Source organism: Maridesulfovibrio frigidus DSM 17176 (genome assembly GCF_000711735.1).
In the GTDB taxonomy this organism is placed as follows: Bacteria; Desulfobacterota; Desulfovibrionia; order Desulfovibrionales; family Desulfovibrionaceae; genus Maridesulfovibrio; species Maridesulfovibrio frigidus.
The window spans coordinates 183,161-198,779 of sequence record NZ_JONL01000004.1; the positions used below are offsets into that span (position 1 = coordinate 183,161).

Here is a 15,619-nt window from a genome sequence, read left to right on the forward strand (position 1 = left end):
TCTTTAAACTCCGAGAATCCCTGCGCCGCTAGGAATATTGATAACCCTTTTTTCAAGGGATTCAGCAACACTCATATCTGTGCGCGGGCAGTTTTCAAACATTGGGAGTTTGTGCATTGCTGTCCACAGTGGGCGGGTCATATACGCCGCGCCGTTTGTAGCTTCAAGGATTGAATCTCTTTCCGCCTCCATCCCTTTTTCAAGGATTATGGTGCAGAACCAGTAGTTGCTTTTGCATCCGTCCGGTTCAGTTAGAAAGCGAACACCTTTGATGTTAGCAAATGCAGCCGCGTATGCTTCAGCTAATTTACGCTTGCTTACGATGATATCGTCCAGCTTTTCCATCTGTGCGCAACCAAGAGCTGCGTTGATGTTAGGCATGCGGTAATTGTAGCCGATCATGTCATGGAAATATTCCCATTTATGCGGCGCTTTGGCTGTTGTGGTCAAATGTTTGCAAAGGTCAGCTAGCTCATCATCGTCGGTCAGGATTGCGCCGCCGCCACCGGTGGTGATGGTTTTATTTCCGTTGAAACTAAGTGAAGCAACTTTTCCAAACAGACCGCAATGCTTTCCTTTGTAGAAAGAGCCAATCGCCTCGGCCGCATCTTCGACCATAGGAATAGAGAACTTTTCGCAAAGCGTGAGTAGACCTTCAATGTCTGAAGGGATACCGAAGACATGCATGGGAACTAGGGCCGCAATTTTGCGCCCTGTCTGTTTATTGAAACATTCACCATTGCGAACTTCTGCAACCTCTGAAAGATGTGCATCCAGCTTGGCTGCATCGAGGCCGAGAGTTGTCTCTTCGGAATCAGCAATATGTGGAATTGCTCCGATGTATGCGACTGCATTGGCTGTTGCTACGAAGGTTAGGCCCGGGATGATAACTTCATCTCCGTTTTTAACTCCGGCAAGCATGAGAGCCATGTGTAGTGCTGCAGTACCATTGGTAACGGCGATTGCACGCTTCGCACCAGTGTAATCGGCTAGCATATTTTCAAACTGGTCTACGAATTTACCCACAGATGAGACAAAAGTCGTATCGATACACTCTTTGGTGTAAGCCAGTTCGTTGCCGGGAAATACAGGCTCATGCAGGGGGAGGAATCCTCCACCCTGCGGGAGCACTGTTTGCATACTTTTTAGAATTTCAGAGGCGAGGGTCATTAGCTTCTCTTGTGAGGAATGTTGTAATACTGCTGGCCTTCAGGATCACTGATAACGCCTAGCTCAACGATTTCTTTGATTTCTCTCATGCCTTCAGGAACGGTCTTAGTGATCTTGAAGCCGAGCTGTTCTTTGATTTTAGTATGATCAGCACGGTAATCGCGAGGATCTTCATCTTTTTTAACGTATTTGATGTTCGCTTCTGGGAAAAGTTTGTCCAGTTCGTTCGCGAGCATTTTCTTAGTGTAGTTTTCAGCTGTTTCACCGACGTTGAATACGTCGTAAGCAACTTTTTCTTTAGGAGCTTCAAGAACAGTCATCATTGCATTCGTGAAGTCAGCTACGTGGCAGTAAGGGCGCCAGAACTGCTCACCAAAGATAACGAGTTCTTTGCCAAGAGCTAAATCTTTGGTGAATTCGTTTACTGTGAGGTCAAACCGCATGCGGGGAGACATGCCGTACACAGTGGAAAATCTGAGTGATGTAGGGCAGAGAGCGTCTGTTTTTTCCATTTCTTTGAGGAAATAGTTTTCAAACTTAACTTTGAGCTCTGCATATAGAGAAATAGGAGCGAGCGGGCTTGTTTCTACAACGTATCCTTCAGGATCAGCCATTTTGCCGTAGTTGCTGCAAGTAGAAGCGAAAATGAAACGTTCGATTCCAAGTTCTTTACACTTATCTACTAGGTAAACAGATGCGCCCCAGTTAGTATTGTGAGCTTCGTCTGAGTAAAGTTTACAAGCAGGGTCACCAACGATTGCTGCGAGGTGAATAACTCCGTGCAGGTCGCTATCAGCCATAATTTTGTCCATGGCTTTAGCGTCAGCAACGTCTGTCTTGTAAAATGTAAAGTTGGGGTGTTCCCATATATCGAGGATGGATTCTCCGCCGAACTTAAGAGTGTCGACACAGACCACTCCGTAGCCGTCATCAAGAAGGCGACGCAGTAGAATTGAACCAACGTATCCGGCTCCGCCGGTAACCATAATATTTTTCATGTATAATCTCCAATTTATTTTGAGTTGTTAAACAATAAATCCCAGTTTTCACTACGATTGTACTCAACCGATTTGCTGAGATTCAGCTGAATGCGTGAATCAATGTCAGGAAATAAATCCGCTATAGGCTGTGAATATATCTCATAAATATGAGTTGTCTGTACAGAAGTCTCGACTTCTTTGAGGGACTCAGACAGATTATATAGTAGCTGTATAACTGAATTGCCTTCTTCTATTTGTGCAAGTTTCTCTTTGAAAGATTCTTGTTCAGATAGAACGTCATTTCCTATTTCATAAGTAAAGTTCTTTAGTGGAAATAGTTTTTGAACGATATTTTGTGTTTGCAGAGTACTGAATATGACTGTTGAAGCTGGATCTGCTTCAATTAATAACTCTACAAGGTTATCTAGTGCTTGATGCTTTGATTTATAATTTGAGGCAGTTTCCTGAGATTTGAGGTAACTGGTCATCACATTTGTGTTATATGCAGGGCAGTATTTGCTTATAAGATTCCCGTACTCCTTCTCGAGAAGATGCTTTCTTTGGGAAACAAGTGTTTCTATGAGAATAGGAACATTAAAATTCTGATTGATCTGTTCTCTTGAAACCAAATGCCCCTCTAAGTATAAGAAGTCAACATCTGTTCTCATGAAGCATATCAGTGCATCAAGTGGGGTTTCAATTATGGGCTCGCCATTGTCGTTGAAAGACGTGTTGAGCAATACAGGAATGCCGCTTATTTTGCTGAATTTTGATATAAGGTCGTAGTAGTTAGTACATGTATCTTTAGATACTGTCTGTACTCTGGATGTGTTATCAAAATGCACTACGCCAGGTATTATTTCCTTCGATTTGTCTTTTGCCCATGGCGCCAGAAGCATGAATGGAGATTCATTGTTAAGTTCGAAGTAATCCGCAGCATTCTCAGCTAAAACACTTGGAGCAAATGGGCGATAAGGTTCGCGGTGCTTAACTTTTCTATTAATTAGATCCTGAACTTCAGGATTACCCGGGTTGGCTAAGATAGATCTATGGCCTAGTGCCCGAGGTCCAATTTCACTTGAACCGTAGAAGTATCCAACAATTTTATTGTCAGCCAATAGCTGTGCGACTTCTGCGTTATCAGATTTTTTGTGTGGAATATTGTTTTCAGCTAAGACGTTTGAGATTTGATCTTTTGAATATGTTGCAGACAAATATGCGTTTTTCATGGTCACAGGCTTGCAATTTTCATTTTTTTCAAAATGAGGAAGCAGGGCGAGTCCAAGGGGAATCCCTGTGTCACTGCTTGCAGGTTGAAAGAAGTAGTTTTTGAAAACTTTTGATTCCAACATAATGTAATTTGCTAGGCAGTTTAGAATAACTCCACCAGCCAAACATACGTTATCAGTTCCAGCTTTTTCTTTTGCATATTCTAAAAGATGCATGAGGGCTTTTTCAGTTTCTTCTTGGACATCGTATGCAATCTGCGCATAGAGGTCGCTTGTCACAAGAGATCTGTCTGGACAAGGCAGAATATCAATTGGATTAATCTTCCCGTTAGGAGAGCGAGTCATGAAGTTGCTGTAATCTAGATTTAATCCGTCATATGAAGATTCGAAATTAAGTATTCTTTTGTTGCTGTTTCTCCCAAAGGCGGCAAGGCCCATTGTTTTTCCTTCCTGCCCTCTGCCGAAGTTAAGCAACTGTCTGGTAATGGCTGTGTATAGATTTCCTAGACCCCAGAGTTCTGATCTATCTATCAGTTCAAGTTTGTTACCTTTACCTTTATAAAGCGAGATAGTTTCATACTCACTTCCCAGTCCGTCTACGTTCAAAACTGCTGCCTCAGAAAATCCAGACATGTAGTATGCCGATGCAGCGTGGGCTTCGTGATGGCGGTATATATTAACCTTTTCGCGGTCTATTGTGCTGATGAGTTTAATGTAATCGTGTTCAAGCTTTCTATATACAGGAGTACTGTTATCAAATCTCTTTGCGTTCATGTAGTCAGTTGATATTACATCAACATCATCCAGGGTTAGTCCAAGGTTTGATAGGCAGTAGTCAATCGATCTGAGTGGTGAAAAGTAGTTAACTTTGACTCTGGAGAGTCTTTCTTCTGAAATAGATATTATGTTCTTTATTCCAGTCTCGTCAGAAACAACTACTGCCGCTCCACTGTCATGGCTGGCATGGTTCATTATTCCAAGAGTAATCATGATTTTTCTCCGTAGTATGGGATTTCTCAAATGTTAGAATTTGTAAGGATGATATTTTGATTTTGAATTTTATAAACCTTGTCACACCTTTCAATTGTGCTGAGCCTGTGAGCAATGATAAGCAGTGTTCTATCTCCACTGAGGTCATAAATCTTGTCCATGATGCGGCTTTCAGTGTCACTATCTAACGCAGATGTCGCCTCGTCAAGCACAAGAAGCTTTGGATTTCCGTACAAAGCACGTGCTATGGCTATTCTCTGTTTCTGCCCACCGGAGAGCATTATTCCGCCATCGCCAACCATTGTATCAAGCCCTTCTTTTTTATTTAGAAAGTCGAGTATGTCAGCTTGAACGAGGGCTTTTTTTATTTTCTCAATATCCACCGGGCGACCGAAGGCGACGTTTTCAGCAACCGTAGCATCAAAGAGATAAATATTTTGCGGAATATATCCTATATATGATCTCCAAGATTTCAAGTTTTCGGTATTAAGTTTGGTACCATCTATTGATATATTACCAGAATATTCAGGGTACATTCCTATAATTACGTCAGCCAGAGTTGATTTACCTGAGCCACTATCACCTATGAGAGCCACTTTATCGCCTGATTTGATAGTCAAATTGACCTTTTCAAGAACTGGCGTAGCTTCTCCATAATTAAAACTGACATTTTCAAGCTCTATCGTTTTGTCAAAAGTGAGAGGTGATTCCCCTAAGGGGTGAGTTTGTATAGTGAAATCATCATAAACAATATCAAGGGTTTTTTTGTAATACATGATATTGTTATAGCTGGATACAATGCGGTTTACAGAAGGAAGCAGTCTGTAGAGAGCCAATGCGTACATTGTTACAATCGGTAAAACCGCTGCCACGTTGTTTGAAGAATATACAACATAAACAACGATACTGATCAGTGTAGAAAATCCGAGAGTTTCGAGCGAATATCTAGGGACATGTGAAAGGGAAGCTGTGACAATGTTTGCCCAGACAAACCCCTTGCTGGATTTAAGAAAGTTATCAAGTGTCATGGATTCACTAGACATAAGTTTGATAACTTTCATGTTACCGAATGATTCACCGGCAATTCTAAAATACTTTTCTTGGTGATCCACTCTCTTGCGGCCTTGTACAGTGATTGTTTTGGTTATGGTCTTAAATAGAATTAAAACCATGACGCCTAAGAATGCAGTCAAGGCAATTGTAATCTTAACATCAACGGCAAGTAGTACGCCATATAGAAAGATCAAGACAAAAAATTCTGAACAAAGCAATAAAACTGCCATGAACATGTTGCCCATATTTTGCGTTTCAGAGACTAGTGACTTGGATAGGCTTGCTGAGTTCATTCCTACGAATCGCTGATAGCTCATAAAAAGATAATTACTGAATAATCTTTTCGCAATTGAATGTGCTCTGCCTTGGGAAAAGCGGCTCATCAAATAGAATGAAGTTAAGTTTACAATACTTTTAAATATGAAAAAGCCGATGAAAGTTAAGCCAAAAGTTACAATAAAATCTTTGGGACTCTGAAAGCCTAGAAAAGTATAAACATAATGGTAATACTTGTTCGTCTCTATCAAAGCCGGATCACTGGCTACTGCAATAAAGGGCATGACCGCAGATATACCAACGGTTTCAATGCATGAAACAAAGATAGTAAAGAGCATCAGCAAAATGAACTTTTTGCGATCTTTTGGTGAAAGGATCGTCAGTAGCTTTTTAATCATTTTTACCCTTCAAACTCGTAATCATTCATGTACCAGTCAACAGTCTTTTTAAGGCCCACTTCAAGTGGCACTTCGGGGATATATTTCAAAACTTTTGTTGATTTTGAAATGTCTGAAAGACGATCTTTTACTGCATCCCAGTCGCGTCTTTCTATGAAAACTATTTCTGATGTTGATCCTGTGAATTCGAGGATCATTTTTGCAAGCGCGATGATCTGAGTCGGAGTTCCGGTTCCGCCGTTGAAGACATCACCATCTTTTACGTCGGCAGTAGCAGCCAATGTTAGAAGTTGGGCTGTATTTCCTACGAATGTGAAATCACGGGTTTCGGTTCCGTCTCCAGTAATATTTAGCGGTTCACCTTTCATTGCGCGAACGATGAAATTAGGAATTACATTGCGATATGCGCCGTGCGGTTCATATGGGCCATAAGTGTTGAATACTCTTATAGACACACAAGGCAGTGCGTACATGGTGGCGTAGTACTTAACGTATAGCTCAGCGGTGTACTTATTAATCGCGTAGGGAGTTTCGTGCGGGTAGATGTAATCATCTTCGCGCATGATTTCGGCGTTTCCGTATACGCAGGATGAAGAGGTGTACACGAACTTTTTAAGCTCTTTGTTCTCTTTGCATATTTCAAGCAGATTCATGGTTCCGACGATGTTGGCTTGAACATCTTTGAACGGGTGATCCACTGAATTCTGGTTTGCGAAATGTGCTGCTAAGTGGAAAACATAGTTCGGCTTGAATTCTTCCATAACCGAGCGGTAAGAATCAATATCTCCGATATCTGAATTATGAAAAATGATGCGCTCATCGTCTGGAAGATAGTTCTGATATCCTGATGAAAGATTGTCGAGAACAAGTACCTGTCCTACTCCGTCGCGAAGTAGTCTTTCAATTAAGTTCAGGCCGATTGCTCCGGCGCCGCCAGTTACTAGAATCTTGGCATTATTCATCTGTCAAAGCCTCACGTATATTTTCGTAGTTGTTATTCATGTTGTAGAGATCTTTACTGCCGGCAGTCAGCATGGACTCGTCAGCATTCTCAAGTCTCTTGAGCAAAGCCGCGATTGCCGGCACATCTGAGCTGTCTGCGACAAGCATATTATTCTGAATTTTGCGTACAATATCAGTCGTTGTGGATGATAGCGGAGTCAGTGCCGCAACGGGTTTTCCTGCTCCGATATAATCCGCAAGCTTGGAAGGGAAAAATGGCGAATTATTCAACGGCGCATCGATTACCAGCAATATATCAGCATCTGAAAGAACCTGAATTGACTTAAGGTACGGAATTGGGTCGAAAATTTTGATTGTATCCGCACATTTTTCTTGAGCCAGTGCACGTTCATCCTCTTTCATGCGGCCATAAAAGTGAAATTCCAAATTTTGCGGCTGAACTTGTTCAATTGCTTCAATGAGCGGAACCACAGTCCGCAATCCATAAATATTGCCTGTGTGAGCAATTATTTTTTTGCCGCCAGTAGGCTTATTGTCACTGTATAGATCCGGGTCAAAAACATGCGGCAAAACTCTGATTTTAGAGCTATCAGCCTTAAGTCCGTTAACAAACATATCGCGTGTCTTTTCGGAGGTGACGGTGATTTTGTCAACCTTTGAAAGGATACCTGCTTCCAGATGCTTGTTGATTTTTCTCTGCAAGCCAGTTCGGTATGAAATATAAGGATTCATGGACCATGGATCAGAAAAGTGTGCAGTCCAGTGGATCTTAGGAATATCTTTTTTAATTTCAAATCCTGCTAAATGATTAACAAGTGGACTTGAGTGAGTATAAATATTTTCGATTTTAAATTCAGAAATAATTTTGAGAGCGGCTTTCTTGGCTGGAAATTTCCACCAGAGCTTACGGTCAGTGATTTCAAGTCCGCCACAGATGTAGTGCAGAGCCTTCTCTGCCGGAAGTTTTTTTACGCGGTGAATAATTATGTTTTCATGTTCACGGCAAAGAGCGGAGTCGAGATATTCAAAATCCGGAGTATCGCATGAGGTCAGTACATGAACTTGATGCCCATTTTGTGCGAGCGCAATTGCTCTGCGCTGAACCTGAATAGACTCTGGCGAAAGGATGGGAGGGAAGTCGTATGCTATGAAAAGTATTGGTTTTTTCATTATTTTGTTAGCGTCCTGTGAATTTCCGTAAAAACAGATTCTGCATGTTCAGGTGCCCAGTGTGAATTCGCATGTTCCGCCGCTTGAGTCCCAAAATATTTTCGGTTTTTTTCATTTGAAAAGTACTCAATGCCTGAACTGTAGCCTTTAGCGGAATCTGCAACTAATAGTGCCCAGCCATCTTTATATTCAGGAACGCCCTTACCTTTGCGTGAATTTACAAGAATGGGCAATCCGCAAAGTGAAGCCTCAAGGACTGTTTTGGGAAGTTCACTGTATTGGGAGTGCCCCGCAAATAGGTCATATTCATGCATTGTGCGGCAAAGATCATCATTAGGCAGGGCAGGGATGAAGCGCACTCTATCGGTAATATTAAGTTCTGAAGCCAACTCTTTCAATTCGGATTCTTTTGAGCCGCTGCCAACAATTGTGAGCTGGGCATCCTTGCCTTGCATTCCTCGAATTATGTTTTCAGGGTTCTTGGCAGGAATAAGTCGCCCGACATATAAAATTTGGAGAAGTCCTTTAGAACTATAGCTCTGTTTGCGCGAAAGAGCGCCCGGGTTGATGACATTGTATGCGATCACGGGATCTTTGACTCCGCGCTTGAGAGCATAATCAACAATCGAGCCGTATACGCAACTTACTTTGTCTGCGTATCTCAAAGTATAATTTTCTACTCCCTTTGAGAGTTGATAAAAAACTTGGGTTTTGAAGCCCACTTCCGACCTTGCTCGAGTCGCGTCAGGCTGCGTGTGCAAGGATACAAATAGTGGTATTTTAAGCTCTTCGCGAATGCGCGCCCCGAGATATCCGTTAAGAAAATTTCCATAGCACCTGACAAGCTGCGGCTTGATTTCTTTTGCCAGTTCAAGACCCTGGTCAGCCCAATTTTTGAGGAGAAAAGGTCTCCACAGGGTTTTTGCTAGAAGTCGCATACCTGAAGGAATGTTGTGCAGAGTTAATTCGGCATCTCCGACAGTCCTTTGTAAAGCATTGATATCTGGTTTATCATCGTTGGTCATCAGGATGTGCACGTGCTTGAACAGGCCGCCGGGATTATAATAGCGGTCAATTAATTCGCCCTTTTCAATTATGTGGGAAAGGCGATCATTTACTATGACAAGCAGAGTTTTTTGCATCTTAGCTGGCTGGGTGTCCTGATTTAGTTGCACGCGTGATAAAGCCGTTATTTAAGTCCGAAAAAGTTAATTATTTTATCGCCCATAACTTCTACCGACCAGTTATCTTTAAGCCAAGAGTGAGATTGCAGACGTTTAGTCTCATAAAATACATCGTCAGTGGCAAGGGAATGTAACGCCTTATAGCAGGAGTCAGTATCAGAGACATTGATGATAGGAATGTCTGGAAAGTTTTTAAGCACAGAAGAACTCATATTGGCCAGAACAGGCTTTCCGCAGGAGAGTCCTTCCTGTGAAGTTTGGCTAACCATTCCCCAGCCGACATGGTCTACAACACAGCTTGCCTGCTGGTATTTTTTTACCATTTCGGGTTTGGTAATCAGGCCATGCCATGAGGTGACATCATCAAGACCTAGTTTAGAAACAAGCTCTTTGGATTGGCTAAGATGTTTGCCCCATTCAGCCATTTCAAGTTCAACTGCGGTCTCATTTTTTAATCTTGCAACAGCTTCCATCAGGCAGTTATTCGCCTTTGAAACTGACGCTTCAAGCCCGTACCATAGGTGTCGGCTAGGATGGTATATTCGGAACGGTCCCTTAGGTTTTCCTTTGGCCTGATAAATGTCTGTATCGATGGGGTAGTTAGGGATGATTAACATCTTTTCTTCAGGAATAAATTTACGCAAAATTTTGAGCATTGAATCGTCTGCAGGGGTGACAATGCCTTGGCATGTTTTCATCGCATTTTGAAGTAAATATGAAAGCGGAGATGTGCCGCCTAAAACTTCGCGCACATCACTACCGGCACAGAGCCAGACGTACGGAATTTTCATTTCGTGGAAAAGTATGGGCCATATCCCCATAGGTAATCCGAATGTATAATTATTCCGGCGTATATGGCTGCGAATTTTAGCGTACAGATACAGTTTGCGGGTGAATTTATTACCGTAGAGAAAGTCGCTGTCATCGATACTAAGCGCGTTAGTGAAGGTATCAAAATCGATTCCTTTTACGGCATTTAGATCTTCCCATGAAGGGTCGTCGGTCCTATTGAGGTCATTGTCAGAAACTAAGATGTCTATATCAAGTCCTGTTCTTGAGATGGATTTTTTGATTCTATATCCGGCTCCGGCAATGTTACCGATGATCAGTGTTTTACTCATCTATACCTACTTTTAGTTTCGAAATCTGCGGTTGTCGGCACTAGCTGACAACCGCAGAGGAGAAAACATTTTTGGCTTTAAAATTAATTAAGCGTTTCTGATAGCGTCTGCGATGTATTCCTGTTGTTCCCTTTTAAGGTAGGGGTGCATTGGAATTGCGAAAATACGTGTCGCTGTATTCTCACTGACAGGGCAATCTCCCATTTTGTAACCGAGTTCTTTAAACGCTGTTTGAAGGTGAAGCGGGATAGGGTAATATATTGGAGAAGCTACACCTTTATCTTTAAGTGCAGCCTGAATCCTGTCGCGATGTGCGCTGTCTTTTGCAAGGGGGCAGTATTGTGCCCAAACTGAACGATCTCCTTCAGGAGTTGATGGCGGAGTCAGCCCGTCAATGTCTCCTAGAAGCTCTGCGTAGGTTGCAGCAACCTTGTCGCGCAATTCTACTTCTTCAGGGAAAATTTCAAATTTAGCTTGAAGTGCTGCAGCTTGAAGTGAATCCAGTCTGCCGGTTATTCCGAGGCGGATATTGTCATATTTATCTGGACCCTGTCCGTGTACACGGTGGGAGCGTAAACGTTCGATCAGTGCATCATCATCTGTGAAGCACATGCCGCCATCTCCATAGCAACCGAGGGGTTTTGCTGGAAAGAAGGACGTGCAGGCTATGTCGCCTAGTGAACCGGATTTTCTACCTTTGTATTCGCCGCCGAAGCTTTGAGCCGCATCTTCAATAATGAACAGGTCATGCTTATCCGCGATTACTTTGATTGCATCGTAATCAGCAGGTAGTCCGAAGATTCCTACTGTGATAATGCCTCGTGCGGTTAGCCCTTCCACTTTAGGGAGAGGGTAGCCGTTCGCGTCACCTTTGAGAGCTTCGATTGTTTTTTCGAGTTTCTCAGGATCAATATTGAAGGTCACAGGGTCGATGTCTACGTAGACTGGAGTTGCACCCAGAAGAGCTATAGCTTCCGCAGTTGCAAAGAAAGTAAAAGGCGTGGTGAAAACTGCATCGCCCGGTTTAATGTCTAGAGACATTAGTGCGAGAGTTAGAGCATCGGTTCCAGAAGCACAGCCGAGGCCGTGTTTGGTTCCACAATAATCCGCAAGGGTTTTTTCAATTGCTGGAATTTCAGGGCCCATGATGTAGGCTCCGTGCTCCATAACTGCGTCCATATTGCTACGGACTTGTTTTTCAATTCTTGCGTACTGTGTTTTAAGGTCAATAAATGGGATATTCATGAGATTAATTCTCCGTCTTTAGGCTGATTCAATTTTTATAGTTATTAAACAATTTTCCAATTAGGGCGTTTTAAATATATATCGCTTGTGCTTTTAAATTCGGTGGAACCTAGGACCATAAATCTTATTTTGCGCTGAATTGCTTCTTCGGCTTTTGCGCAGAGGTCGATAATTCTATCCGAATCGACATCGTCTCCAATAATAAGCACGTCGATCAGTCCTGAATCAATGCCTTTGGCATAGTCATCAAGAACGTAAACAGAGTCGACGTCACCGATAGTGGATAGGATGTACTCAAGTATTTGGTCAATGCCGATATATTTTCGAACAATGGAGCTGATTTCTGGAAAGAAGGGGTGAGAGCAGTTGGCGTTGTAGAATATGTAACGCCCTTCTTTTTTCTTGTTCAGGTATCCGGCATCACTTAAGCCGTCCAGTTCTTCCTTCATTGCGTTGGGAGAGACATCAAATTCTGCTGCTAATTCACGTAAATAGGAGGATACTCCTGGATTTAGGAATAACTTAAGCAGAAGTTTTATTCTTGTTTTTGATGTAAATAGTTCCTTTAACATAATGCGAGTTTGTTAGGTTATTCTGTACGAACTGTCAACGATATGAGGCGAATCAATTAGTTGAAAATTATGATCGCGTTCTTTTCTTGTAGGAAAAATAGTATGTTAAGAACTAGTTCTGAGATTTGTGTAAAATGTATATTATCTTCTTTTGAGCCGGATTGAGTATGTCCCGTTGAGTGTAGAAAAGTGTCATTGATGATACTAAAAACTTTTTTGTTAATATTTAACGAGCTGAATACGTAAGCTTCTAAGGGGGTAATATTGAAATTTTCTTTTCTGAGATGAAGGGTGAATTTATCTCCATGCGTAACTAGAAAATTATTTTGTGGGTTTAATAAAAAACCACGGGCAACATATGGAGATCTGGCACTATAAAACTCCTTGTTTAAGGAGGAGAACTCTTTGATATCCGCACTTGTTTGATCGTTGTTTTCAAGTTTAGTTAGCAAAAGGGCGTGCTTGGCTAGTTTGTTCTTGGGGTAGCGGTTCTTTAAATAGTTAAAGAGATCTTTATTCTTAAGTGAAAGTGTAAAAACACTTTCGTTGAAGTGCATGAAGCTTGTCGAGTCTTTATTTATATAATTCGGGTCGGCCCCCATATCGAGCAGGCAGTTGATGACATTCAGATCAGGGGAAAAACGTGCTGCAATGAGAAGGGGAGAGTCTCCCATTTGTACTTGCCCGTTAGGGTCTGCGCCAAGCAATAGTGCGTTTTTCACACTCTCAGAATTACCTGACATGATACTATGTTGCAGTGCTTCGCGCATGAGCTTTTCATCTGTATTGAACGGATACCCATTTTCCAATAGTGGTTTTAATCTTTCGTGCTTCCCGTCTAAAAAAGTATTAAGGATTAGTGCTCTTCGTAGGTTAACAAATTCTTCCAATTCAAGGATGGCGAACAAAGCACTTGTGTTGCCGCTATCTAGTAGGTTTTTACAGAAAGCGTCAGGTAAAGATTGCTCGGCGTAAATCTTTCTTAACTGATTAAGAGTGATGGTTTGATAGTTTAAGACCTGATCTTCAATGGGAGCTTTATTTGACTCCATCGGTTTGCCGTTAGATAAAAGAATAGGGATGAATTTTTTCAAGCCTTTTGCAGATAAATGCGAAGGGTCTGAAAAGAAACTTGTATTACCGGTTAAGATCGTATTTAAATGGTAATTATAAACTTTTTTACATATCTGAGTTATTTTGCGTAATATTGGTTCGAGCATACGCTGCTGCTGAGGACTAAATGGTTTAAGCCAAGGGATTAGAAAGTAGGTGGTGGAGATATTTTTATTCTCCAAAAAATTTACTAAATTTGCAATGGATTCCAAATAGTATTTTGTCACGGTGTGGCTTGAAAAAATTACTTGTTTGTCATTATATGGACTGTCTTTTTTGTGTAAAGATCCGAATTCATCAATATATTTGATGGAGATTGTGTTATTGTGCGGTCCATTGTTTTTTAGCAAACAGTCCCAAGCATTGGTAATTTTTTCAGGACCGATATTTTGTATTGTTTCAAGTAGGAGGGCGTTTTTCCCGGTCATTTCATTTGCCGGTTTAGTGTAATGAAAGCTGTTGATATCAATCAGGAAATAAACATGAGTGATATTTGCAAGCTGCTTTTTGTCAAGCAGCTTGAGCAGGGCAAGTACGTTCCCAGGGTTATTGTAAATAGATGTGCTGAAATTAAGTACTGGCTGGCCCATTATTTCTGAAGAAAGCAGCATTGTTCTGCTGCTTCCAAATACAAGCGCGTGTTTTCCCTCATATAGTTTAGAGGCAACGTGCAATGCTGTAGTTTTTTCTGCCTTAAGCTTGAGCCTGTTGTAGTCGCTCTCAATTAAGCGAAATTCTCCATAGGGATCTACGACGAAGTTAACAGCGACAATTAAGCCAATCACCAGCACTGCCAGCGTTGAGAGAGTCCGTATGGTCCAATTACGTTCAGTCATATTAAAAATCGAAGTAGAGAAAGGTTTGATGAGAGTATAGCTTTACAAAGGAGATCATAAATAGGGCTAATGCCAGAGTTGATTCCTTGAAAGAAAATTTCATGTCATGAGCCGCTTCTACAGAGTTTTTGGAAAGGGCTGTAAAAGCAACTAGTCCGATGCATGCGCCAAGTAGTATGAAATCATCTGTTAGAGTCAGGGCCGTTGAAAATCCAATATTTACCATGCCTAGCATGCCTTTGAAGATCTTTATGGCGTCATAGGTCGTTGTTGCTCTAAAGAGTACCCAGCAAGCATTGACGTATAGAAAGGTTAAAATCCAGCCTGCATAAGTTGGAAGCTTGCCACCTGTATTCTGCCAGATTCTATGAACCACCATCGCAACGCCGTGTAGGCCACCCCATAATACGAAGTTCCAACCTGCGCCGTGCCACAACCCAATTAGCAAAAATGATGAGAAAAGATTTGCGAGAGTTCTATAGTTTCCTTTGCGGCTGCCTCCGAGCGGAATATAAATATAGTCCCGGACAAAGCGGCTAAGTGTAATATGCCATCTTCTCCAGAAATCTTGGATATTTGAAGATTTGTAGGGAGAGTTAAAGTTATTCGGTAGTTTAATGTTGAAGAGTAACCCTAACCCGAGAGCCATGTCTGTGTAACCGCTGAAATCGAAATATAGTTGGCAGGTATATGCTAAACTTGTTGCCCATGAATCCCAGAACGGAAGAGCTAAAGCTGTGTCAAATCCTGTTTCAACATACGGGGCAAGAGAGTCAGCAATTACGATTTTTTTGAATAACCCCATGCTGAAAAGAAAGAACCCTTGCCCTATGTTTGTGTAGTTCAGTTTACCGGCTTTCGGTCCGTTGAATTGAGGCGTTATTTCATGTTGATAACTGATTGGTCCGGCCACAAGCTGTGGGAAGAATGAAACAAATAGAGAGTAGTCAAGTAAGTTACATCGCTTAGCTTTTCCACGATAAGTATCAACTAAAAAAGAAATTTGCTGGAAGGTATAGAAGCTGACACCTAGCGGAATAATAACTTTTTCAGTTATAGAGGGCAGCCCTGTTAGTCCGGCAATGTTGTCGAAAAAGAAATTTTTGTATTTGAAGTAGCCAAGTACTGATATATTACCACATACGGCTAAAGCCAGCAGCCCCTTACTCCGCCACTTATGCATGGCCTCTGCCATGAGAAAGTTCCAGATGATGGTTCCGCTGAGCAAAAATAGATATTCTGTCTTCCACCAAGCGTAGAAGACAAAGGATGCGCACACCAAAAAGATCTTTCCTGCAAAATGTAGCTTAAATCCTCGC

The 15,619-nt window shown here is 41.8% G+C and carries 12 protein-coding genes; all 12 read right to left on the reverse strand.

The genetic code is table 11. The features are described from left to right. Positions 1-3: 3 nt before the first annotated feature. Complete coding sequence (locus BR06_RS0110095) at positions 4-1,170, reverse strand: LegC family aminotransferase (RefSeq protein WP_031482562.1); 1,167 nt, start codon at positions 1,168-1,170, stop codon at positions 4-6. Continuing rightward, positions 1,170-2,168: an NAD-dependent epimerase/dehydratase family protein gene (locus tag BR06_RS0110100; protein WP_031482564.1), complete on the reverse strand. Its 999-nt coding sequence runs from the start codon at positions 2,166-2,168 to the stop codon at positions 1,170-1,172. Before BR06_RS0110100 ends, BR06_RS0110095 begins: the two co-directional genes overlap by 1 nt. 14 nt (positions 2,169-2,182) lie before the next feature. Further along, the gene (locus BR06_RS19720; RefSeq protein ID WP_051677002.1) at positions 2,183-4,369 is read right to left on the reverse strand and encodes a carbamoyltransferase family protein; all 2,187 of its coding nucleotides are present in this window, start codon (positions 4,367-4,369) and stop codon (positions 2,183-2,185) included. A gap of 26 nt (positions 4,370-4,395) precedes the next feature. Continuing rightward, positions 4,396-6,096: an ABC transporter ATP-binding protein/permease gene (locus BR06_RS0110110; RefSeq protein ID WP_031482566.1), complete on the reverse strand. Its 1,701-nt coding sequence runs from the start codon at positions 6,094-6,096 to the stop codon at positions 4,396-4,398. 2 nt (positions 6,097-6,098) lie between these two features. Then, positions 6,099-7,058: an NAD-dependent epimerase/dehydratase family protein gene (locus BR06_RS0110115; RefSeq protein ID WP_031482568.1), complete on the reverse strand. Its 960-nt coding sequence runs from the start codon at positions 7,056-7,058 to the stop codon at positions 6,099-6,101. Then, positions 7,051-8,229, reverse strand: a complete 1,179-nt coding sequence (locus BR06_RS0110120; protein WP_031482570.1) for a glycosyltransferase family 4 protein — start codon at positions 8,227-8,229, stop codon at positions 7,051-7,053. The genes BR06_RS0110115 and BR06_RS0110120 overlap by 8 nt, the downstream gene beginning before the upstream one ends. Next, a complete protein-coding gene (locus BR06_RS0110125; RefSeq protein ID WP_031482572.1) occupies positions 8,229-9,371 on the reverse strand; it encodes a glycosyltransferase in 1,143 nt (380 codons plus the stop codon). Before BR06_RS0110125 ends, BR06_RS0110120 begins: the two co-directional genes overlap by 1 nt. Before the next feature lie 47 nt (positions 9,372-9,418). Beyond that, the gene (locus tag BR06_RS0110130) at positions 9,419-10,534 is read right to left on the reverse strand and encodes a glycosyltransferase family protein (protein WP_031482574.1); all 1,116 of its coding nucleotides are present in this window, start codon (positions 10,532-10,534) and stop codon (positions 9,419-9,421) included. 87 nt (positions 10,535-10,621) lie between these two features. Further along, positions 10,622-11,779 (reverse strand): DegT/DnrJ/EryC1/StrS family aminotransferase, encoded by a 1,158-nt coding sequence (locus tag BR06_RS0110135; protein WP_031482576.1) that lies wholly within the window; start codon positions 11,777-11,779, stop codon positions 10,622-10,624. A 44-nt stretch (positions 11,780-11,823) separates the two neighbouring features. Then, positions 11,824-12,351, reverse strand: a complete 528-nt coding sequence (locus BR06_RS0110140; RefSeq protein ID WP_031482578.1) for a winged helix-turn-helix domain-containing protein — start codon at positions 12,349-12,351, stop codon at positions 11,824-11,826. A 56-nt stretch (positions 12,352-12,407) separates the two neighbouring features. Then, positions 12,408-14,300, reverse strand: coding sequence for an ankyrin repeat domain-containing protein (locus BR06_RS0110145; protein ID WP_031482580.1), 1,893 nt, complete (start codon positions 14,298-14,300; stop codon positions 12,408-12,410). A 1-nt stretch (position 14,301) separates the two neighbouring features. Next, complete coding sequence (locus BR06_RS0110150; protein ID WP_235727708.1) at positions 14,302-15,579, reverse strand: MBOAT family O-acyltransferase; 1,278 nt, start codon at positions 15,577-15,579, stop codon at positions 14,302-14,304. Between the last annotated feature and the right edge of the window lie 40 nt (positions 15,580-15,619).

Bases quoted from the DNA above. Each gene is read 5' to 3' on its own strand.
- BR06_RS0110110 (WP_031482566.1), bottom strand. From the start codon at position 6,096: ATGATTAAAAAGCTACTGACGATCCTTTCACCAAAAGATCGCAAAAAG.
- BR06_RS0110120 (WP_031482570.1), bottom strand. From the start codon at position 8,229: ATGAAAAAACCAATACTTTTCATAGCATACGACTTCCCTCCCATCCTT.
- BR06_RS0110135 (WP_031482576.1), bottom strand. From the start codon at position 11,779: ATGAATATCCCATTTATTGACCTTAAAACACAGTACGCAAGAATTGAA.
- BR06_RS19720 (WP_051677002.1), bottom strand. From the start codon at position 4,369: ATGATTACTCTTGGAATAATGAACCATGCCAGCCATGACAGTGGAGCG.
- BR06_RS0110095 (WP_031482562.1), bottom strand. From the start codon at position 1,170: ATGACCCTCGCCTCTGAAATTCTAAAAAGTATGCAAACAGTGCTCCCG.
- BR06_RS0110145 (WP_031482580.1), bottom strand. From the start codon at position 14,300: ATGACTGAACGTAATTGGACCATACGGACTCTCTCAACGCTGGCAGTG.
- BR06_RS0110140 (WP_031482578.1), bottom strand. From the start codon at position 12,351: ATGTTAAAGGAACTATTTACATCAAAAACAAGAATAAAACTTCTGCTT.
- BR06_RS0110130 (WP_031482574.1), bottom strand. From the start codon at position 10,534: ATGAGTAAAACACTGATCATCGGTAACATTGCCGGAGCCGGATATAGA.
- BR06_RS0110100 (WP_031482564.1), bottom strand. From the start codon at position 2,168: ATGAAAAATATTATGGTTACCGGCGGAGCCGGATACGTTGGTTCAATT.
- BR06_RS0110115 (WP_031482568.1), bottom strand. From the start codon at position 7,058: ATGAATAATGCCAAGATTCTAGTAACTGGCGGCGCCGGAGCAATCGGC.
- BR06_RS0110125 (WP_031482572.1), bottom strand. From the start codon at position 9,371: ATGCAAAAAACTCTGCTTGTCATAGTAAATGATCGCCTTTCCCACATA.